15 protein-coding genes are annotated in these 20,455 nt (G+C 62.2%); 6 read left to right on the top strand and 9 right to left on the bottom strand.

What is annotated here, in order from left to right; translation table 11 throughout:
- The first annotated feature begins 286 nt into the window (after positions 1 to 286).
- Positions 287 to 1,747, top strand: a complete 1,461-nt coding sequence (gene mltF, locus C8K66_RS07395; protein ID WP_046382191.1) for a membrane-bound lytic murein transglycosylase MltF — start codon at positions 287 to 289, stop codon at positions 1,745 to 1,747.
- A 66-nt stretch (positions 1,748 to 1,813) separates the two neighbouring features.
- Here the strand turns inward: mltF and C8K66_RS07400 are convergent, their stop codons facing one another.
- The 5 genes from C8K66_RS07400 to treP form a co-directional block, all read right to left on the bottom strand.
- On the bottom strand, positions 1,814 to 2,110 hold the full coding sequence (locus tag C8K66_RS07400) for a PTS transporter subunit EIIB (protein ID WP_017846155.1): 297 nt from the start codon (positions 2,108 to 2,110) through the stop codon (positions 1,814 to 1,816).
- Positions 2,111 to 2,112: 2 nt separating this feature from the next.
- Positions 2,113 to 4,644 (bottom strand): phosphoenolpyruvate--protein phosphotransferase, encoded by a 2,532-nt coding sequence (gene ptsP / locus C8K66_RS07405; protein ID WP_108524506.1) that lies wholly within the window; start codon positions 4,642 to 4,644, stop codon positions 2,113 to 2,115.
- Between the two features lie 122 nt (positions 4,645 to 4,766).
- A complete protein-coding gene (locus C8K66_RS07410) occupies positions 4,767 to 5,987 on the bottom strand; it encodes a carbohydrate porin (RefSeq protein WP_026139927.1) in 1,221 nt (406 codons plus the stop codon).
- A gap of 111 nt (positions 5,988 to 6,098) precedes the next feature.
- Positions 6,099 to 7,745 carry an alpha,alpha-phosphotrehalase gene (gene treC / locus C8K66_RS07415; protein WP_057004574.1) on the bottom strand — a complete coding sequence of 549 codons (1,647 nt, stop codon included), beginning with the start codon at positions 7,743 to 7,745 and terminating at the stop codon, positions 6,099 to 6,101.
- A 117-nt stretch (positions 7,746 to 7,862) separates the two neighbouring features.
- Positions 7,863 to 9,305 carry a PTS system trehalose-specific EIIBC component gene (gene treP, locus C8K66_RS07420; RefSeq protein WP_017846159.1) on the bottom strand — a complete coding sequence of 481 codons (1,443 nt, stop codon included), beginning with the start codon at positions 9,303 to 9,305 and terminating at the stop codon, positions 7,863 to 7,865.
- A gap of 238 nt (positions 9,306 to 9,543) precedes the next feature.
- Between treP and treR the strand changes: the two genes are divergently transcribed.
- On the top strand, positions 9,544 to 10,248 hold the full coding sequence (treR, locus tag C8K66_RS07425; RefSeq protein ID WP_017846160.1) for a trehalose operon repressor: 705 nt from the start codon (positions 9,544 to 9,546) through the stop codon (positions 10,246 to 10,248).
- 156 nt (positions 10,249 to 10,404) lie between these two features.
- Here treR and guaA read toward each other — a convergent pair whose 3' ends face one another.
- The 4 genes from guaA to C8K66_RS07450 form a co-directional block, all read right to left on the bottom strand.
- Positions 10,405 to 11,982 (bottom strand): glutamine-hydrolyzing GMP synthase, encoded by a 1,578-nt coding sequence (gene guaA, locus C8K66_RS07430; RefSeq protein ID WP_046382186.1) that lies wholly within the window; start codon positions 11,980 to 11,982, stop codon positions 10,405 to 10,407.
- Positions 11,983 to 12,064: 82 nt separating this feature from the next.
- Complete coding sequence (gene guaB, locus C8K66_RS07435; protein ID WP_017846162.1) at positions 12,065 to 13,534, bottom strand: IMP dehydrogenase; 1,470 nt, start codon at positions 13,532 to 13,534, stop codon at positions 12,065 to 12,067.
- 240 nt (positions 13,535 to 13,774) lie between these two features.
- On the bottom strand, positions 13,775 to 14,323 hold the full coding sequence (locus C8K66_RS07445; RefSeq protein WP_017846163.1) for a hypothetical protein: 549 nt from the start codon (positions 14,321 to 14,323) through the stop codon (positions 13,775 to 13,777).
- 136 nt (positions 14,324 to 14,459) lie between these two features.
- The gene (locus C8K66_RS07450) at positions 14,460 to 15,227 is read right to left on the bottom strand and encodes a sulfite exporter TauE/SafE family protein (protein WP_046382185.1); all 768 of its coding nucleotides are present in this window, start codon (positions 15,225 to 15,227) and stop codon (positions 14,460 to 14,462) included.
- A 99-nt stretch (positions 15,228 to 15,326) separates the two neighbouring features.
- Here C8K66_RS07450 and C8K66_RS07455 point away from each other — a divergent pair, with 99 nt between their 5' ends.
- The 4 genes from C8K66_RS07455 to leuA all read left to right on the top strand — a co-directional run bounded on the left by C8K66_RS07455 (position 15,327) and on the right by leuA (position 20,455).
- Positions 15,327 to 16,217, top strand: coding sequence for a LysR family transcriptional regulator (locus tag C8K66_RS07455; protein ID WP_046382184.1), 891 nt, complete (start codon positions 15,327 to 15,329; stop codon positions 16,215 to 16,217).
- 30 nt (positions 16,218 to 16,247) lie between these two features.
- The gene (xseA, locus tag C8K66_RS07460) at positions 16,248 to 17,627 is read left to right on the top strand and encodes an exodeoxyribonuclease VII large subunit (RefSeq protein WP_017846166.1); all 1,380 of its coding nucleotides are present in this window, start codon (positions 16,248 to 16,250) and stop codon (positions 17,625 to 17,627) included.
- A gap of 3 nt (positions 17,628 to 17,630) precedes the next feature.
- Positions 17,631 to 18,452, top strand: coding sequence for a M23 family metallopeptidase (locus tag C8K66_RS07465; RefSeq protein WP_046382182.1), 822 nt, complete (start codon positions 17,631 to 17,633; stop codon positions 18,450 to 18,452).
- Positions 18,453 to 18,775: 323 nt separating this feature from the next.
- Positions 18,776 to 20,455 carry a 2-isopropylmalate synthase gene (gene leuA, locus C8K66_RS07475; RefSeq protein ID WP_057004577.1) on the top strand — a complete coding sequence of 560 codons (1,680 nt, stop codon included), beginning with the start codon at positions 18,776 to 18,778 and terminating at the stop codon, positions 20,453 to 20,455.

Raw genomic sequence — 20,455 nt, forward strand, 5'->3', positions numbered from 1 at the left:
CTTCGGGACAGCCTCGGGAAGGGGTGTGCTTTGAGGCCGTGCATTCTAACGTAAACCGTCGTCAACGGCACCCGAAACACTAACGCTGGCCGCTGCCGAACGTCAGTTGGCTGGGTTTGCACGGTGTCGGGGCGTTATCCGGGGCGGCGGGCACAGTTATTTTAACCGTCACAATCGCTCTCCAAGCCACGTTTCTGCGGGCTGCAGCACAGTTTCAAGGCGGCTAGCAGACAAGTCCCCCGCTGTCGAGATATGGCGCCGTGGGCCGTTTGCGTATACTGCGCAGATGTTCTCCCCAACTGCTTTGCGCCCGCGATGCGCCAAATGGCTCATCGCCACCGGACTCTTCCTGATGCTCAGCGCCTGTGTTGATAAACCCAGCACGCTCGAGCGAATCAAGGAGGATGGCGTATTGCGGGTGATTACCCGGAACAGCCCGGCCACGTATTTCCAGGACCGCAACGGTGAAACCGGTTTCGAATACGAACTGGTCAAGCGCTTTGCCGACGACCTGGGGGTGAAGCTGGAAATCGAGACCGCCGACAACCTCGACGACCTGTTCGGCCAGTTGGGCAAACCTAACGGCCCGGTCCTCGCCGCCGCCGGCTTGGTCAGCAGCGAGCGACGCAAGCAGCAGGTGCGCTTTTCCCACCCTTACCTGGAAGTCACCCCGCAGATCATCTACCGCAACGGCCAGTCGCGCCCCACCAACGCGGCAGACCTGGCGGGCAAGAAGATCATCGTGCTCAAGGGCAGCACCCACGCCGAACAACTGGCCGAGCTTAAAAAGCAGAACCCTGCGATCGAATACGAAGAATCCGACGCCGTTGAAGTGGTCGACCTGCTGCGCATGGTCGACGAGGGCCAGATCGACCTGACCCTGGTGGACTCCAACGAAGTGGCGATGAACCAGGTGTACTTTCCCAACGTGCGCGTGGCGTTCGACCTCGGCGATGCCAGCAACCAAAGCTGGGCCGTGGCCGCCGGCGAAGACAACAGCCTGCTCAACGAGGTCAACAGCTACCTGGACAAGGTCGGCAAGAACGGCACCTTGCAGCGCCTGAAAGATCGCTATTACGGGCACGTCGATGTACTCGGCTACATGGGCGCCTACACCTTCGCCCAGCACTTGCAGCAGCGCCTGCCCAAGTACGAGAAACACTTCAAGACCTTCGCCAAGGAAGAAAAGGTCGACTGGCGCCTGTTGGCCGCCATCGGCTATCAGGAATCACTCTGGCAACCGGCGGTCACCTCCAAGACCGGCGTGCGCGGCCTGATGATGCTGACCCAGAACACCGCCCAGGCGATGGGCGTGTCCAACCGCCTGGACGCCAAGCAAAGCATCATGGGCGGCGCCAAGTACCTGGCGAAGATCAAGGACGAGCTGGACGACGATATCGCCGAGCCGGACCGCACCTGGTTTGCCCTGGCCGCCTACAACGTGGGCACCGGGCATCTGGACGACGCACGCAAGCTGGCGCAGAAGGACGGCCTGAACCCGAACAAGTGGCTGGACGTGAAGAAAATGCTGCCGCGCCTGTCGCAGAAGCAGTGGTACAGCAAGACCCGCTACGGCTATGCACGGGGCGGCGAGCCGGTACACTTCGTGGCGAACATCCGGCGCTACTACGACATCCTCACCTGGGTGACCCAGCCACAGCTGGAAGGCAACCAGGTAGTCGAAGGCAACCTGCATGTGCCAGGGGTCAACAAGACCAAGCCGCCGGAAGAGAACCCGCAGCTGTAAACCCGAAGCCCCCAAACACCACCGCCCAATGTGGGAGGGGGCTTGCCCCCTCCCACATTTGAATCGCTACTGGCCTTGGAGGCCGGTGAGCAGATGTACCGCGCCACCCGCCAGCACCATCACTCCCGACACTCCCGCCGCCTTTAACGCCGCCGCATCCACCCGCGCCGCATCCCGCAGTTGCACACGCACCCGCGTCAGCGCCACGCGTTGTTGCGACTGGAGGTTATCCGCGCCACCGAGGGCATTCAGCACATCGGCGGACAACAGGTTCTCCGCCGCCGGCACAGGCGCCGCGACGGTTTCGGCGATCAAGTCCGGGGTCAGGGCTTTCCAGAATGCCCGCTGCAATTTCTCGAACATGTTCAGTGCTCCACGACAGGTGAGGTTTCAACGGTGGCCGCGTGGTACAGGCGCAAGGCCTCACGCACCTGCGCGGCTTCTTCAAGGCCGAGCACCTGATGGGCGATGATCTGGCAATCCGCCAGGTCCAGCTCGCGCACGGTGGCCTTGATGGTCGGGATCAGCGGTACGCTGACCGACAGCTCGTCCACCCCCAGCCCGATCAACACCGGCACCGCCGACGCTTCAGACGCCAGCGCCCCGCACACGCCAACCCACTTGCCGTGGGCATGGGCGGCCTTGACGGTGGTGGCGATCAGACGCAGCACCGCCGGGTGAAAGCTGTCGGCCTGGCTGGCCAGGCGTGGGTGATCGCGGTCCATCGCCAGGGTGTACTGGGTCAGGTCGTTGGTGCCGATGGAGAAAAAGTCCACATGGGGCGCGAACACGTCCGCCATCAAGGCCGCGGACGGCACTTCGATCATGATGCCCAGCTTCGGCAGCGCGGTGAGCCCCAGCGCCAACGCTTCCTCTTCAAGCATCGTGCGCGCCAGGCGCAGCTCCGAGAGCAGGCTGACCATCGGCAGCATGATGTGCAGCCGCGTCAACCCGGCACTCGCGAGGATCGCGCGGAACTGTTCGCGCAACAACTCGGGGCGCTCCAGACACAAACGAATACCGCGCAAGCCCAGGAACGGGTTGGTCTCGGCATCCATCGGCACATAGGCCAACGGCTTATCGCCGCCGACATCCAACGTGCGTACCACCAGGTTGCGCTCCGGGCCCAGGGCGCGGGCGATGGCGTTGTAGGTGCCGGCTTGCTCCTCGGGGCTCGGTGCGCGATGGCGGTCCAGGTACAGAAACTCTGATCGCAGCAGCCCCACGCCTTCGCCGCCCAGGCTCAGGGATTGCTCGACCTCCTGAAGCGACGCGACGTTGGCCGTGACTTCGACGTGATGACCATCGCGGGTGATGGCCGCCAGGCGTGCCTGCGCGACGTCGCGTTGGCGCCGCACTATTTGCTCCCGGTGGGTGGCCTGCAATTGCTCGATCTCGGCCAGGTCCGGGTCCAGGTGCAACTCGCCCTTGTCGGCGTCCAGCAACACCTGCCGACCGTCGGCCAACGCCAGTACCTGCGGCGGCACCCCGCAAATCGCCGGCAGCCCCAGCGCCCGGGCGAGGATCGCGACGTGGCTGGTCGCCCCGCCGCCGACGGTGACGAACCCGAGCACCTTGTGCGTGTCGAGGCTGGCGGTCTGCGACGGCGTCAGTTGCTCGGCGATCAGGATCGCGCGCTCGGGCAGTTCCCAGGCGCGGTCGTGAATGCCGAGGATCAGTTTCAGCACGCGCTGGCCGACGTCGGCCAGGTCCGCCGCACGTTCGGCGAGCAGGGCATTGCCCAGGCCCTGGAACAGTTGGGCGGTGGCGAGCGTGGCGCTGTTCCAGGCAAAGGCGGCGCTTTTGCCGACGGCCAGCAGGTCGTGGGCTTGCTCCAGCAGGGTCGGGTCTTCGAGCAGTTCCTGATGGGCGCGGAAGATCTGCGCCTGGGCACTGCCGACCGCCTTGGCCTGCAAGCTCTGCAAGGCCTCGGTAGCGGCGTGCAGGCCACGGTCCAACGCCGCGCGTTCGAGTGCTTCGCCGCCGCCCGTTTCGGGAATGCTCAGCGCCGGCGCTGCCACCTGGACCACCTGGCCAAACGCCGAGCCCGGCGACGCACACACGCCCCGCAGCAGGCTCGTGGACGCCAGCGACACACGCGGTTCGACGCCCTCGACCGGCACCGCGACGCTCTCGCCGCACCCCTCGGCCAACAGCGCCACCAACGCCTTGATCGCCGAGGCGGCATCCTCTCCCGCCGCGCTCACCTGCAAAGTGTCGCCCTGCACGGTTTGCAGTGCCATGATCGCCACCAGCGACTTGGCGTTGGCGCTCTGGGTTTGCTTGTGCAGGTAAATGCTGGCGTCGAACCCCTTCGCCGCCTGGGCAAACACCGCCGCCGGGCGCGCGTGCAGACCGTTGGCATTGGGCAACGTCAACGGTTTGGAGAACAGTGCGTCGCCCTCCTCTTCGTCCTCGGTTTCAGCCGCCTCGCCTGGCGACAGGCGCACCAGCGGCTGGCCCAGTGTGACCGGGCCGCTGTCCGACGCCAGCAGCGCAAACGGCTCGCCGCTGACCACCAGCATCAAGGTCAACAGGCTCCGGGCATTGAGCGCTACGTAGTCGGCGTCGAACTCGATCAACGGCTGCCCGGCCTCCACCCGCTGGCCTTCCCCGACCAAACGGCTGAACCCCTTGCCCGCCAGGTTCACGGTGTCCAGGCCGATATGCAGCAGCACCTGGACGCCATTGTCAGCCGTGATGCTCACCGCATGGCCAGTGTCCTGGATATTGCTGATCACCCCGGCCAACGGTGCGCAGAGGGTCTGCGAGGTCGGGTCGATGCACAGGCCGTCGCCGATCAGGCGGCTGGAGAACACCGGGTCGGGGACCTTGTCCAGTGCCAGCAGCACGCCCGACAAGGGCGCAAGCAATTCCAGGGGTTGAGTTGCGGTCATGACTTCACCTGCTGTTTTGTTCTGTAAAAATCATTGGGTGGATACAAATCCCGAGGTGACAAAGATCAAATGTGGGAAGGGCTTGCCCCCTCCCCCATTTAAGCCTGTCTACATCCGAAGATTCACTTCCACCAGTACTCGACTTGCACACCGACGTTCGAGCCATGCCGCGCGGTGCCGTAGGCGCCGGTGTCAGACAACGCCGACCCAGCCGCCAGCTCATTCGCCGCGCGTTTGGCCGCTGCGTTCCAGCTCGCATAGGTGTAGTACAGACGCACTTCCGGGCGCGCCCAGAAATCCGGGCCTTTGGGCGACCAGGTCGGGGCGAAGGTGAATTTGCTCAGTTTGCGCGTACCGCCGGTGGCGTCGACCTGATCATGACCAAGCTCGGTGACCAGTTTGAACTGTTCACTGATGGCATAGGCCGGGCGCACACCGATGGACATCCAGGTCTGGTCCTGGCTGCCGGGGCGAATGTCTTTCTGGTACACGGCCTCGATCTGCCCACCGAAACGCGGGGTCACCTGCCAGTCGAAAAACTCCACGGCGCGGTAGCTTTTGCTGCTGTTATCCAGGGCCGTATTGCCGGTGTAGCCAAGGCCGGTGCCGGGACCTTCGCCATACTGCAGGGCGAACTTGTTCTTGCCGCCGAGGAAAGGTTTTTGCACATGTTGCGCGGTCAGCGCCCAACCGCTGTTGGCATCACGCCCACCGGCTTTTTCGATGTAGCTCAAGCCCAGTTCCAGCTCGCCGCCGGGGTTGGTCTTGAAGCCGGCCACGTTGAAGTCGTGACGCGTGGCGTATTCCTTCTGGTACAGGTTGTCCTTGCGCGAAAGCGCGTAGCTGTATTTCAGGTCGCCAATCAGCACATCCTCGATGCCGCCGCCCGTGGCGCTCTGGTTCCAGTAGTAGAAATCGGAGATATGGATGTCGTTACGCTTGTAGTAACGCCGCCCCGCCCACAGCGAGCCGCCGTTGAGGCTGGGCAGGTTGGACCACTGTGCATACATCTGCGGCATGCGCGCCGAGCCGTTGTCTTCGCCCTGGAATTTAAGCGCGCGGTCGTACTTGTTGTAGAGCGAAGCCATGGCGTCGACGCTGAGCACGGAGCCGTCGTCGAGGGTCAGCAGGTCCTGGCGCAGTTCCAGTTCGGCGTACTGTTCGCATTCGTTGCCCAACCGGTACTTGGATTGCGCGCCCGGCAGTTGGAAACATTGCTGCTTGCCACTGCCGGTCGACGTCCCCGCGCCGCTACGCAAGTAACCGGCAAACTCCAGGGCCTGAGCGCCGAACGGCAAGCTCAGACACGATGCAACGAGGCCCAGCTTTATTGTTGTTTTCATGAAGTACTCCGATATTTTTATTATGTTTGTGTGAAGCGCCCGGTGCTCCCACACCGGGAATTGACCTTCTGCTTCGCGTCGCGCGGGGCAGTTGCAACGACGTTCCAGCCGTCAGTCCTTGAGGTGCAGCACGAAGGATTCGTAAGGCCGCAACAGCAGCGGGCCCGTGCTGACCTGGCAATCGGGGTAGTTGCTGATCAGCAGGCGTTGTCGGGTAGCGGCGTTGAGGACGTGATCGGGCAGCTGGATTTCGCAGGGTTTGCCGTAGAAGTTGTTCAGCACCAGCAGGCGCTCGCCATGGCCTTCGCGCAGGTAGGCCCAGACCTGGAGGTGGCCCAGCAACAGTTCGCGGTAAACGCCGTCTTGAATCAGCGGTTCCTGGCGACGCAGGGCGATCAGGCTGCGGTAGTGATGCAGCACCGAATCCGGGTCATCCCGTTGGCTGTCGACGTTGATCTGCGCCGCGTTGGCCGGGATGCCGATCCACGGTTCGCCGCTGCTGAAACCGGCATGCTGGCGGGCATTCCACTGCATCGGCGTGCGCCCGTTGTCCCGCGACTTCTGCATGATCGCCGCCATGCTCGACGCCTCGGACTCACCGGCATCGCGCTTGAGGCGGTAGATGTTGAGGGTTTCGACATCGCGGTACTGCTCGATCGTGTCGAAGCCCGGATTGGTCATGCCCAACTCCTCGCCCTGGTACACATACGGCGTGCCCTGCAGGAAGTGCAGCGCCGTGGCGAGCATCTTGGCCGAGACCACACGATGCTCACCGTCATCCCCAAAGCGCGAGACCACCCGTGGCTGGTCGTGGTTACACCAGAACAGCGCGTTCCAACCGCCGCCGGCCTGCATGCCCAGTTGCCAGTCGGAAAAGATCTGCTTGAGCTGCAGGAAATCGAAGTCGGCCTTCACCCACTTCTGCAGGTTCGGGTAGTCGACTTTCAGGTGGTGGAAGTTGAAGGTCATCGACAGTTCTTTGGACTCCGGCCGCGAGTAGCGGATGCAGTGTTCCAGGCTGGTGGATGACATCTCGCCGACGTTGATCAGGTCATGGCCTGCGAAGACTTCGCGGTGCATTTCCTGCAGGTACGCGTGTACGTTCGGACCGTCGGTGTAGAAACGCCGACCGTCGCTGGCGTCCTCGGGGAAGTCGGCGGGCTTGGAGATCAGGTTGATCACATCCAGGCGGAAACCGCCGACGCCTTTGTCGCGCCAGAAACGCATCAGCTTGAACACCTCGGCGCGCACCTTGGGGTTGTCCCAATTCAGGTCGGCCTGGGTGTGATCGAACAGGTGCAGGAAGTACTGGCCGGTTTGCGCTTCGTATTCCCAGGCCGAGCCGCCGAATTTGGATTCCCAGTTGTTCGGCTGGTCGCGCCAGATGTAAAAGTCGCGGTACGGGTTGTCGAGGCTGCTGCGCGCCTGCTGGAACCACTCGTGCTCGATGGAGGTGTGGTTGACCACGATGTCGAGCATCAACTTGATGCCGCGCTTGGCCGCTTCGCTGATCAGTTGGTCGCAATCGGCCATGGTCCCGTAGCTTGGGTCGATGGCGTAGTAGTCGCTGATGTCGTAGCCGTTGTCGCGCTGCGGCGAGCGCAGGAACGGGGTGATCCACAGGCAGTCGACGCCCAGCCATTGCAGGTAGTCGAGTTTGTCCACGATACCCAGCAGGTCACCGGTGGCGTTACCCGCGTGGCTGTGAAAGCTTTTGGGGTAGATCTGGTAGATCACCGAGTGTTGCCAGTTTTGCATGGTGGGTTCCTTCAGTAAAATTGTGTACCCGCCGCTAGGGTCTCATCGGGAGCAAGCCCCCTCCCACAGGGGGAACGCATTCAACTGTGGGGCGGGCTTGCTCGCGAACGCGGTAATTCAGGCAACGCGATACCCAGGCCGCACGATCTTCATGCTCAATGCACAGGTCAGAACAAACGGCACGACCATCGCGATGACCATCCCGATCACAAACATCGGGATGGCATGCGGCACGATCGAGATAAACCCGGGCAAGCCGCCGACCCCGATGGCCGAGGCCTGCACCTTGTTCAGCGACAGGAAAATGCTGCCCAGTGCCGAGCCCAGCAGCGCGGCATAAAACGGGAACTTGAAGCGCAGGTTCACGCCGAACATCGCCGGTTCAGTGATACCGAAATACGCGGAGACAGCGGAAGTCGAGGCCATGCTTTTGTCCCGCGCATTGCGCGCCATGTAGAACACCGCCAGCGCGGCGCTGCCCTGGGCCAGGTTGGACATGACGATCATCGGCCAGATAAACGTGCCGCCCTGGGTGGAGATCAGTTGCAGGTCCACCGCCAGGAACATGTGGTGCATGCCGGTGATCACCAGCGGCGCATACAACAGGCCGAAAATCGCCCCGCCGAGCATCGGCGCCAGGTCAAACAGGGTGACCACGCCCTGGGTGATCAGGATGCCGAGGTGACGGGTCACCGGGCCGATGATCGCCAGCGCGAGCACGCCGGTGACGACGATGGTGGTGATCGGCACGACCAACAGTTGGATGGCATTTGGCACCCGCGCGCGCAGCCATTTCTCGATGACACTCATCACATACGCCGCCATCAGGATCGGCAGGATCTGCCCCTGGTAACCGACTTTCTCGATCTTGAACCAACCGAAAATATCGAAGTACGGCAGGCTCTGGCCATCGAGGCCGGCCACCGCCTTGCCGTAGTTCCAGGCGTTGAGCAGGTCCGGGTGGACCAGCATCAGGCCAAGCACGATGCCGAGGATTTCACTGCCGCCAAAACGCTTGGCCGCCGACCAGCCCACCAGCGCCGGCAGGAACACGAACGAGGTGTTGGCCATCAGGTTGATCAGGCTCCACAGGCCATCCAGGTTCGGGTAGGCCTCCAGCAGCGTCTTGCCCTCGATGAACATGCCCTTGGCGCCCATCAGGTTGTTCACGCCCATCAACAGGCCGGCGATGATCAACGCGGGCAGGATCGGCATGAACACATCGGAGAACACCCGCACCAGACGCTGCATGGCGTTGGTCTTGTCGGCGCCCTTCTTCTTGACGTCGGCGATGGTGGCGGCGGCGAGGCCGGTCTGTTCGCGCAGGGCGGCGTAGACCTTTTCCACTTCGCCGGGGCCGATCACCACCTGGAACAGCCCACCGGTAAAGAACGAGCCCTTGACCAGGTCGACTTGGTTCAACGCGCTGCCGTTGACCAGGCTCGGGTCCTTGAGCGCCAGGCGCAGGCGGGTCACGCAATGGGCGGCTTGCTCAAGATTGTCGCGGCCCCCGAGGTGCTCGAGAATTTCGCGGGCGATGTTCGAATAGTCGTGGCTCATGCTTGGTTTCCACTTTGATTTTTTTATTTGGGGGGCAGTCATTGGCAGCACGCCGAAGGCAAAAGTACTCGTACAGACGAGTTAAAGCAACAACTCGTCTGTACGAGTTACATATTGTCTATTTTTTCTGGATCAGGCCCCGCCACAGCCCACAGATTTCCGTGGGCCCAATGGACAAACCCCAGCCGTGCCACTAAGGTTCCTGCCTTGAACGCAAACGCGGCACAGAGCCATCCCCATGAGCAAATACAACCAGATCTATACCGATCTGCTTGCCAACATCACCACCGAACGCCTGCAACGCGGCACCCGTCTTCCCTCTGAAACCGAACTGATGGATGCCTACCAGGCCAGTCGTGGCACCGTGCGGCGGGCCATCGAGCAGCTGCAGGAGCGTGGGTTTGCGCAGAAAATCCATGGCAAAGGCACGTTTGTGTTATCGCCCAACCCCATCGAGTTCCAACTGGGCGGCATCGTCAGCTTCCACGAAACCCACGCCGACCTGGGCGATGACGTCCACACCGACGTCGTCGAATTCACCCAGTTCCCGCTGGAAGGCTCACTGCTGCAGCATATCGAGGCCGAACCCGGCACCCTGATCACCCGCATCAAACGGGTGCGGCGCATCGGCGGCAAACGGGTGATCCTCGACATCAACCACTTCGTCGCCGACCTGATCCCCGGCCTGGACCGCACCATCGCCGAGCAGTCGATCTACGCCTTCATCGAACAGACGTTGCAACTGCACATCAGCTACGCCCAACGCACCATCGAAGCCCTGCCCCGCGGCAAAGACGACCAGGCACACCTCGATCTCGAGGGGCAAAGCCATGTGATCGTGGTAAGCAACCAGACGTTTCTGCAGGACGGGCGGCAGTTCGAGTACACCGAGTCGCGGCATACGTTGGATAAGTTCTACTTTTCGGATATTGCGCGGCGCTAAGGCCGAGCGAAGCTCAAACGTAGCCGCGGGCCGCTATCGCGAGCAAGCCCGCTCCCACACTTTTGCTGCGGCGTTTGATTTATCGTGTTTCAGAAGCACAGAACCCCGGCACATGGCCGGGGTTCTGTTATTCAGCATCCACCTGCTAGGGCAGGATCATTCCCACTCAATCGTCGCCGGCGGCTTGCTCGACACGTCATACGTCACGCGCGAGATGCCTTCGATTTCATTGATGATACGGCCGCTGACGGTTTCCAGCAGTTCGTAAGGCAGGTGTGCCCAACGGGCGGTCATGAAGTCGATGGTTTCCACCGCACGCAGGGCCACGACCCAGGCGTAACGACGGCCGTCACCGACCACGCCCACCGATTTCACCGGCTGGAACACTACGAACGCCTGGCTGACTTTGTGATACCAGTCGGCCTTGCGCAGTTCTTCGATGAAGATGTGGTCGGCGCGACGCAGCAGGTCGGCGTATTCCTTCTTCACTTCACCGAGGATCCGCACGCCCAGGCCCGGGCCCGGGAATGGGTGGCGGTAGACCATGTCGTAGGGCAGGCCCAGTTCCAGGCCGAGACGGCGGACTTCGTCCTTGAACAGCTCACGCAGCGGTTCGACCAGCTTGAGGTTCATTTCCTCGGGCAGGCCACCCACGTTGTGGTGGGACTTGATCACGTGGGCCTTGCCGCTCTTGGCGCCAGCCGACTCGATCACGTCGGGGTAGATGGTGCCTTGGGCGAGGTACTTGATGTTGTCCAGTTTGTTGGACTGGGCATCGAATACGTCGATGAAGGTGCGGCCGATGATCTTGCGCTTCTTCTCCGGGTCGGACTCGCCGGCCAGGTTGTTCAGGAACTGATCTTCAGCGTTGGCGCGGATCACCTTGACGCCCATGTTCTCGGCGAACATGGCCATCACTTGCTCGCCTTCGTGCAGGCGCAGCAGGCCGTTGTCGACGAATACGCAGGTCAGTTGATCACCGATGGCCTTGTGCAGCAGCGCAGCAACCACGGAGGAGTCAACGCCGCCGGACAGGCCGAGCAGGACGTTGTCGGTGCCGACCTGGGCACGCACGTTGGCGATGGCGTCTTCAGCGATTTTCGACGGGGTCCACAGGGCTTCACACTCGCAGATGTCGAGGATGAAGCGCGACAGGATGCGCCCGCCTTGCTTGGTGTGGGTCACTTCCGGGTGGAACTGCACGCCGTAGTAACCACGCTCGTCGTTGAACATGCCGGCGATCGGGCAGCTCGGGGTGCTGGCCAGGATGTGGAAGTCTTGCGGCATCTTGGTGACTTTGTCACCGTGGCTCATCCACACGTCGAGGCCGAACAGGCCGTCGGCGTCGACGTGGTCTTCGATGCCGTCCAACAGGCGGCTCTTGCCGACCACGTCGACACGGGCATAACCGAATTCACGCAGCTCGGAACCTTCAACCTTGCCGCCCAACTGCTCGGCCATGGTCTGCATGCCATAGCAGATACCGAACACGGGCACGCCCAGGTCGAATACGGCTTGCGGGCAGCGCGGGCTGTTGGCTTCGTGTACCGACTCGGGGCCGCCGGCGAGGATGACGCCTTTCGGTGCGAATTCGCGGATCGCTGCGTCGTCCATGTCGAACGGATGCAGTTCGCAGTACACGCCGATTTCACGCACGCGACGGGCGATCAGTTGGGTGTACTGGGAACCGAAATCGAGGATCAGGATACGGTGGGCGTGAATGTCGAGGGCCATGAGATCAGTCTCGTCTAATGAATCAGAAACAACTCGGGGCTGAATAAGACAGCCCCGGTTACTTAACTTTATGCTGGAAGCCTCAACCTACGCGGTAGTTTGGCGCTTCCTTGGTGATCTGCACGTCATGGACGTGGGATTCGGCCATACCGGCGCCGGTGATCCGCACGAACTCTGGCTTGGTACGCATTTCGTCGATGTTGGCGCTACCGGTGTAGCCCATCGAGGAACGCAGGCCGCCCATCAGTTGATGGATGATCGCGCTCAGGGTGCCTTTGTACGGCACACGGCCTTCGATGCCTTCCGGAACGAGTTTCTCGGCGCCTGCCGAAGAGTCCTGGAAGTAACGGTCGGAAGAACCTTGCGCCTGGGACATGGCGCCCAGCGAACCCATGCCGCGGTAAGCCTTGTACGAACGACCCTGGAACAGTTCGATCTCGCCCGGGGCTTCTTCAGTACCGGCGAACATCGAGCCCATCATCACGCAGGACGCACCGGCGACGATGGCCTTGGACAGGTCACCGGAGAACCGGATACCGCCGTCGGCGATCAACGGAACGCCCGTGCCTTCGAGGGCCTCGGCGACGTTGGCGATGGCGCTGATTTGCGGCACGCCCACACCGGCGACGATACGCGTGGTGCAGATCGAGCCAGGGCCGATACCGACCTTGACCGCATCCGCGCCCGCTTCGGCCAGGGCCTTGGCGGCAGCGCCGGTGGCGATGTTGCCGCCGATCACCTGGACTTCAGGGAAATTCTGTTTGACCCAGCGAACGCGGTCGATCACGCCCTTGGAGTGACCGTGGGCGGTGTCGACCACCACCACGTCCACACCGGCAGCAACCAGGGCCGCTACGCGATCACCAGTGTCTTTACCGGTGCCGACTGCCGCGCCGACGCGCAGACGACCTTGGTCATCCTTGCTGGCCAGCGGGTAAGCCTTGGCTTTTTCGATGTCGTTGACGGTCATCATGCCCTTGAGGGCGAATTTGTCGTCGACGATCAGCACGCGCTCGATGCGGTGCTTGTGCAGCAATTCGCGCACGTCGTTCTTGTTGGCGCCTTCCTTGACCGTGACCAGACGCTCTTTAGGCGTCATCACTTCGCGGACGGTGACTTCAAGACGGTTCTCGAAACGCACGTCACGGGAGGTGACGATGCCGACGAGGTCGCCATTGTGCAGTACCGGAACGCCGGAGATGTTGTGCAGACGGGTCAGTTCGAACAGGTCGCGCACGGTGGCGTCAGCGTCGATGGTGATCGGATCTTTCACCACACCGGCTTCATAACGCTTGACCTTGCGCACTTCGGCAGCTTGCTGCTCGACGGTCATGTTCTTGTGGATGATGCCGATACCGCCTTCCTGAGCCATGGCGATGGCCAGACGGGCTTCGGTGACGGTATCCATGGCAGCGGAAACCAGGGGAATATTCAGCTCGATGCCACGGGTTAGGCGGGTCTTGAGACTGACTTCGTTAGGAAGCACCTCGGAATAACCGGGCACTAGGAGAATGTCGTCGAATGTCAGAGCTTCTTGGCTGATACGCAGCATCGCGGGGGCTCCCGAGCGGGAAAATGGAAGCGCGCCATTATACTCAGACACCCCTCAGGTCTCAACGTAAAACTCTGACAAACTTGGTAATACTGATAGATGGAGAAAAGATGCTGCTTTTCTGTAGGAGCGAGCTTGCTCGCGAAGAACACCAAGACACCGCGTTTAACCAGACTACCCGGATTATCGTTGACGATTTTCGCGAGCAAGCTCGCTCCTACAGAGGGTTGAGCTTGCAGCCTACAACTCGACTTTGACCCAACTGATCTTCTGGTCCAACCAATCGGCAAATTCGTCGATAAAGCTCTGCTTGAACCCCGCCTCCGCCCAGTTGTTGAAGATGAATCCGAGGTTGGAAAACCCACATTCCTGCAGGAACAGAAAACCGTTGATGTCATCCTCATGCCCACACAGCGGGCAGGTGAAGTTGTCGGTGTGGCCGGGCATCCACTCTTCCAGGCTGTCGAACAGCGCCTCGCCGATTTCCTTGAGGCATTCCGGGCAGCCGGCTTCTTCGAGAAAACCCTTGGCCGGTGTATAGATGCAACGCTTGTAGATGATTTCCAGGCCATTGACGGGTTCGTTGAACGGCAGCGCATCCGGGTGCAGCACCACGGCGCGGGCGCCGTCGGCCAGGGCGTAGGCCATGCGGTTGCCGGTGCGCCCGCAGGTGGTCAGCTCTTCCTTGATGATGTTCTTGCGCACCAGCCAGCGCACGATCGCCCGGGCACGGGGTTCGTGGACGGGCAAGGTGGAGATTTTCGGGACAAGGATGCTTTGGGAATTCATGGGAGCCCTGCGGTATGACGTCTGGCGCCGTCGCGGGCAAGCCCGGCTCCCACCTTGCAATGCGATCGACTGTGGGAGCGGACTTGCTCGCGAAGAAGCCCTGAAGGCAGGCAGCTTAATCCCTGCCCGACACAGGTCAAGTACTCAGGTACCGCCCAATCAAGGCAATGCCACTGGCCAGCACCAGCCACGTGACCAATCGCACAAACGCCTCACGGGACATGCGCAGCGTCAGCCGCCGCCCACACCACAACCCCAGGGCCATCGCCGGCAGCAGGCAAACCGCCAGCAGCAACAGCGGCATGTCGGCATACACCCCGGCGATCAGGAACAGGCTCAGGCGCACCACGGTGCTGCAACTGATCAACGCACTTTGCGTGGCGCGCGCGGCGTCCTTGGGCAAACGACTGCTCAAGTAGATCGCATATAAAAAGCCGCCACTGCCGAACAACGCACCGAACAAACCGCCGACGGTGCCCATGGGAACCGCCCAGCCCGCCGCCAGTTGCGCCGGCCGGGCCTTCACCGCCAAGGTGTAAATCGCGTAGGCGCTGATAAACAGCCCCATCAACAACAGCAACAGATCCGAATGCAGGTTGAGCAAAAACACCACGCCCAGGGTGCAACCGATCGCCATGCACGGCAGCAGTCGCAACAGCTCCGGCTTGTTCACATCCCGTCGCGATTGCAGCAGGTTGCCGAAGGCCGCGATGAAATCCAGCAACACCAGCAGCGGGATGATCTTCGACAGCGGCATGAACATAAGCAGGATCGGCCCCGCCACCAGCGCCGTACCGAACCCGGCGATGCCAAACACGATATAGGCCACGGCAACGCCCAGGCCGATCACCAGCCAATCTGTACCGCCAAACGACCACTGACTCATCAGCTCAACCGGGCTCATGGGTAATTCCTTGAAAGAGATGTCCATCACTTTAGCCATCGGTGAGAGTTGCGACTAATATCTTCAAAGCCCTCCACCCATCTCGAAAAGGCATGACGTGTGATTTCCACCCGCCAACTGCGCTACTTCGTCGAAATCGCCGACAGCGGCAGCTTCAGCGCCGCCGCCGAGCGCCTGTTTGTCGCGCAATCGGCCCTGAGCCGGCAGATCAAAGAACTGGAAAACCAACTGCACACCCCATTGTTCGAACGCACCGCGCGCCTGCCTCGGCTGACCGCCGCCGGTGAAGCCTTCTACCCGCGGGCGCGCAATCTGCTGAGTGAACTGCACAAGGCCAGCGAGATGGCGACGCAAGTGGGTAACGGCCAGGTCGGCACTCTGCGCTTGAGCCATTCGAGCACCGTGCCGATGAGCGGCGCGCTGCTGCGCGGCATCAGCACCTGGCTGGAGCGCTGCCCCGGCGTATCGATGGATATCGCCAAACTGTCCTCCGAAGCACAACTCGAAGAAATTGCCGACGGTCGCCTGGACGTCGGCCTACTGCGCCTGCCGGTGCTACGCCAGCGCGAAGGCGTGCGTGTGGTGCCTTTATACAGTGAGCAGTTACTGCTGGCCGTACCGCCGAACCACGCGCTAGCCCGCTGCCAGGCACCGGTCGAATTGGCCCAACTCAAGGACGAAGCGTTTATCTCGGTCCCCCATCCCCAGCGCGGCGGGCTGAGCTATCTGTCGGCCGAGTTGTGCATGCGTGCCGGATTTTTCCCCAAGGCTGCACGGGTCATGTCGCGCAAGACCACGCAGTTGCAGTTGATCCAGGCCGGCTTCGGTATTGCCTTGTTACCAAAATCGATGCAGGACATCGCCCCGGCCGCCGTGCATTTTTTACCCCTGGCCGACCCGGACTGCCTGAGTACCGTGGCCCTGGCCTGCCCGCACACACCGAGCGCGTTGGTGGAGCAATTCTGCCAAACCTTGCGCGAATGCCTATAAACTGCCGCCCATGATTAAAGATCCCTCTCCATGATTAAAGATCCGTTCGCCCGCCTGGGCCTGGACCGCGAGGTCCTGACTGTCAGCCAACTCAACGGCCGTGCGCGGGTGTTGCTGGAAGACGTGTTCACCAATATCTGGGTCGAAGGCGAGATCTCCAACCTCGCCCGCCCGGCGTCCGGCCATGTGTACTTCACCCTCAAGGACAGCGGCGCCCAAGTGCGTTGCGCGCTGTTCCGGCAGAACGCCGCGCGGGTGCGCCAGGCCTTGAAGGACGGCCTGGCGGTGAAAGTGCGCGGCAAGGTCTCGCTGTTCGAGGGCCGTGGCGACTATCAACTGATCCTCGACACCGTCGAGCCCGCCGGCGATGGCGCGCTGCGCCTGGCCTTCGATGCGCTGAAGGAAAAACTCAGCGCCGAAGGCCTGTTCAGCGCCGACCGCAAGGTGGCGTTGCCGGCCCATCCGCAGCGCATCGGCATTATCAGCTCGCCGACCGGCGCGGTGATCCGCGACATCATCAGCGTGTTCCGCCGCCGCGCGCCGCAGGTGCAACTCACCTTGATCCCCACGGCCGTACAAGGCCGCGAAGCGGTGGCGCAGATCGTGCGCGCGCTGAAGCTGGCCGATGCGCGTGGCTTCGACGCATTGATCCTGGCCCGTGGCGGCGGCTCGCTGGAAGACCTCTGGTGCTTCAACGAAGAAGCCGTGGCCCGGGCGGTGGATGCTTGCGTGACGCCGATCGTCAGCGCCATCGGCCATGAGACTGATGTGTCGATCAGCGACTTTGTCGCCGACGTGCGCGCGCCGACGCCATCTGCCGCTGCAGAACTGCTGGCTCCGGACGCCAGCAACCTGGTGCGCCAGGTCGACAGCCTGCACCGCCGCCTGGTGATGCTGATGCGCAACCGGCTGAGCCACGACCGCCTGCGCCTCGAAGGCATGGCCCGCCGCCTGCGCCACCCCGGCGAACGTCTGCGCCAACAGGCCCAGCGCCTGGATGACCTGGACATGCGCCTGCGCCGCGCCTTCGAACGCAGCCTCAATACCCGCCGCGAACGCTTGATCCGCCTGGAAACCCGCCTCGCCGGCCAACACCCCGGCCGCCAACTGGCCTTGCTGCGCCAACGCCTGGACAGCCTCGCCGAACGCCTGCCCCGCGCCATGCGCGAAGGCCTCAAGGCGCGCCGCCTGCAACTGCAAAGCCAGGTGCAGACGCTGCAAGTGGTCAGCCCGCTGGCGACTCTCGGCCGCGGCTACAGCATCCTGCTCGACGAGCGCGGCCAGGCGATTCGCAATGCCGCGCAGACCCACACCGGCCAGCGCCTGACTGCGCGCCTCGGTGAAGGCCAATTGCAAGTGCGGGTGGAAGACAACCACCTGACACCCGTCACCCTTTCGTTATTGGATTGATCGATGCCACGTTTTTTCAGCCTGTTGATGCTGCTGTGCCTGACCGTCAACGCCCACGCCGACAGCTTCATCATCCGGGCCTTGAACAAGCCGGTGCCCGGCGGTGTGGCCGTCGTCGACCTCGGCCCCGCGGCGGCCGCGCCGAAAGCCACCTACCAGGGCAAGCCGGTCCTGGTGGTCAAGGAACAGGCCAACTGGCTGGCGATTGTCGGCATTCCGTTGACGGTCAAACCGGGCAACGAACGCATCAGCAGCGGCGGGCGCAACCTGCCGTTTATCGTCGGCTACAAGCAGTACCCGGAACAGCGCATCACCCTGAAGAACAAAAGCCAGGTCAACCCCGCCCCGGCGCAACTCAAGCGCATCGAAGCCGAGCTGGCGGTGCAGATCAAGGCTTACCGCAGTTTCAGCCCTAACCTGCCAAGCAACCTGCTGCTGGACAAACCGGTCAACGGGCCGCTGTCGAGCAAGTTCGGCGTGCGTCGCTTCTTCAACGGCGAAGAACGCAATCCGCATTCCGGCCTGGATTTCGCCGTCCCCGCCGGCACACCGATCAAGACCCCGGCGGCGGGCAAGGTGATCCTGACCGGCAACTACTTCTTCAACGGCAACACCGTGTTCGTCGACCACGGCCAGGGCTTTATCAGCATGTTCTGCCATATGTCGAAGATCGATGTCAGCCCGGGCCAGCAACTGGCACGCGGCGCGGTGGTGGGCAAGGTCGGCGCGACGGGTCGCGCGACCGGGCCGCATATGCACTGGAATGTCAGCCTGAACGATGCACGGGTGGATCCCGCGATCTTTATCGGCGCATTTCAACCTTGACCGACTCGATTGCGCAGCCGATAAAGGCTGCGCAATTAAAACCAGCCTCAGACTATTTACCAAGCATAAAATCTCGTTTCCTACGCCAACAGAAGAACTTATCTCAATTTTTCTGGACTACTTGCCATCTTTCACCCCGGCGGTTAGGGTTGAGCTTATGAAAACCTCTCACACACTCATTTTGCTCCGCCAGCACCGCAGCCTGTGCCTTGTCAGCGCACGACTGCCAGGCTGAATCGATCTGCCTCGTCCCTTGTTTTATACCCCATAACAATTTTCCGGCAGGCCGCCCTTTTTCGGCCCCTCCACCAAAGGATTTCCCGATGAGCATGCTCAAAGACCCGTCTTCGAAGTACCGCGCGTTTCCGACCATCGATATTCCGGACCGCACCTGGCCGTCGAAAACCATCACCACCGCGCCGATCTGGTGCAGCTCCGACCTGCGTGATGGCAACCAGTCGCTGATCGAACCGATGGATGCAGTGAAAAAACTGCGCTTCTGGAAGACCCTGGTCGCCGTCGGCGTGAAGGAAATCGAAGCCTCGTTCCCGGCCGCTTCGCAAACCGACTTCGACTTCGTCCGCACCCTGATCGAAGGCAACCACATCCCCGAGGACACCACCATCCAGGTGCTGACCCAGGGCCGTGAAGACTTGATCGAGCGCACCTTCGAATCCCTGCGCGGCGCGAAAAAAGCCATCGTCCACCTGTACAACGCTACCTCGCCGTCCTTCCGTCGCATCGTGTTCAACCAGGACAAGGACGGGATCAAGGCCATCGCGGTCAACGCGGCCAAGCTGTTCGTCAAATACGCCGCCCAGCAGCCGGAAACCCAGTGGACGTTCGAATACTCGCCAGAGACCTTCAGCGCCACCGAGCTGGAATTCGCCAAGGAAGTGTGTGACGCAGTGATCGAGGTGTGGAACCCGACGCCCGAGCACAAGATGATCCTCAACCTGCCGGCCACCGTTGAATGCGCCACGCCGAACATCTATGCCGACCAGATCGAGTGGTTCGGTCGTCATGTCAACCGTCGTGACAGCGTGATCATCAGCCTGCACACCCACAACGACCGTGGCACCGGCGTAGCCGCCACCGAATTGGGCCTGATGGCCGGCGCCGACCGTGTCGAAGGCTGCCTGTTCGGCAACGGTGAGCGTACCGGTAACGTCGACCTGGTCAACGTGGCGTTGAACCTCTACACCCAGGGCGTGAACCCTGAGCTGGACTTCTCCGACATCGACGGCGTGCGCAAAGTGGTCGAGGAATGCAACCAGATCCAGGTGCATCCACGTCACCCGTATGTCGGCGACCTGGTACACACCGCATTCTCCGGCTCCCACCAGGACGCAATCCGCAAGGGCTTCGCCCAGCAGAAACCCGACGCCCTGTGGGAAGTGCCGTACTTGCCGATCGACCCGGCCGACATCGGCCGCAGCTACGAGGCGGTGATCCGGGTGAACAGCCAGTCGGGCAAAGGCGGCATCGCCTACCTGCTGGAGCAGGAATACGGCATCAGCTTGCCGCGTCGCATGCAGATCGAGTTCAGCCAAGTGGTTCAGGCCGAAACCGACCGCGTGGGCCTGGAGATGAGCGCTTCGCAGATTCACGCGCTGTTGCAGCGTGAATACCTGCAAGCCAACACGCCCTACGCGCTGGTCAGCCATCGTCTGCAGGAAGAAAACGGTAACAGCACCGTGGAAGTGGAAGTCTCGGGCAAAGGCCAGGGCGAAACCAACCTGCGCTGGCACGGCAAGGGCAACGGCGCGCTCGAAGCCCTGGTCGCCAGCCTGCCGATTGGTGTGGAAATCATGGACTACAACGAACACGCGATCGGTGCCGGCACCAACGCCAAGGCTGCGGCCTACATCGAGCTGCGAGTGAACGGTGAGCGTCCGGTGCATGGCGTGGGCATTGATGAAAACTTCACCACGGCCAGCTTCAAGGCGGTATTCAGCGCCCTGAACCGCTCGTTGAGCCATCTGGAAGCGAAAGCGGCGTAA

It is taken from the genome of Pseudomonas sp. GV105, from assembly GCF_003058185.1.
Classification (GTDB): Bacteria; Pseudomonadota; Gammaproteobacteria; order Pseudomonadales; family Pseudomonadaceae; genus Aquipseudomonas; species Aquipseudomonas veronii.

What these genes read in the sequence shown, in the direction of transcription:
- mltF (WP_046382191.1), top strand. Translation starts at nt 287, where the DNA reads ATGTTCTCCCCAACTGCTTTGCGCCCGCGATGCGCCAAATGGCTCATC.
- C8K66_RS07400 (WP_017846155.1), bottom strand. Translation starts at nt 2,110, where the DNA reads ATGTTCGAGAAATTGCAGCGGGCATTCTGGAAAGCCCTGACCCCGGAC.
- ptsP (WP_108524506.1), bottom strand. Translation starts at nt 4,644, where the DNA reads ATGACCGCAACTCAACCCCTGGAATTGCTTGCGCCCTTGTCGGGCGTG.
- C8K66_RS07410 (WP_026139927.1), bottom strand. Translation starts at nt 5,987, where the DNA reads ATGAAAACAACAATAAAGCTGGGCCTCGTTGCATCGTGTCTGAGCTTG.
- treC (WP_057004574.1), bottom strand. Translation starts at nt 7,745, where the DNA reads ATGCAAAACTGGCAACACTCGGTGATCTACCAGATCTACCCCAAAAGC.
- treP (WP_017846159.1), bottom strand. Translation starts at nt 9,305, where the DNA reads ATGAGCCACGACTATTCGAACATCGCCCGCGAAATTCTCGAGCACCTC.
- treR (WP_017846160.1), top strand. Translation starts at nt 9,544, where the DNA reads ATGAGCAAATACAACCAGATCTATACCGATCTGCTTGCCAACATCACC.
- guaA (WP_046382186.1), bottom strand. Translation starts at nt 11,982, where the DNA reads ATGGCCCTCGACATTCACGCCCACCGTATCCTGATCCTCGATTTCGGT.
- guaB (WP_017846162.1), bottom strand. Translation starts at nt 13,534, where the DNA reads ATGCTGCGTATCAGCCAAGAAGCTCTGACATTCGACGACATTCTCCTA.
- C8K66_RS07445 (WP_017846163.1), bottom strand. Translation starts at nt 14,323, where the DNA reads ATGAATTCCCAAAGCATCCTTGTCCCGAAAATCTCCACCTTGCCCGTC.
- C8K66_RS07450 (WP_046382185.1), bottom strand. Translation starts at nt 15,227, where the DNA reads ATGAGCCCGGTTGAGCTGATGAGTCAGTGGTCGTTTGGCGGTACAGAT.
- xseA (WP_017846166.1), top strand. Translation starts at nt 16,248, where the DNA reads ATGATTAAAGATCCGTTCGCCCGCCTGGGCCTGGACCGCGAGGTCCTG.
- C8K66_RS07465 (WP_046382182.1), top strand. Translation starts at nt 17,631, where the DNA reads ATGCCACGTTTTTTCAGCCTGTTGATGCTGCTGTGCCTGACCGTCAAC.
- leuA (WP_057004577.1), top strand. Translation starts at nt 18,776, where the DNA reads ATGAGCATGCTCAAAGACCCGTCTTCGAAGTACCGCGCGTTTCCGACC.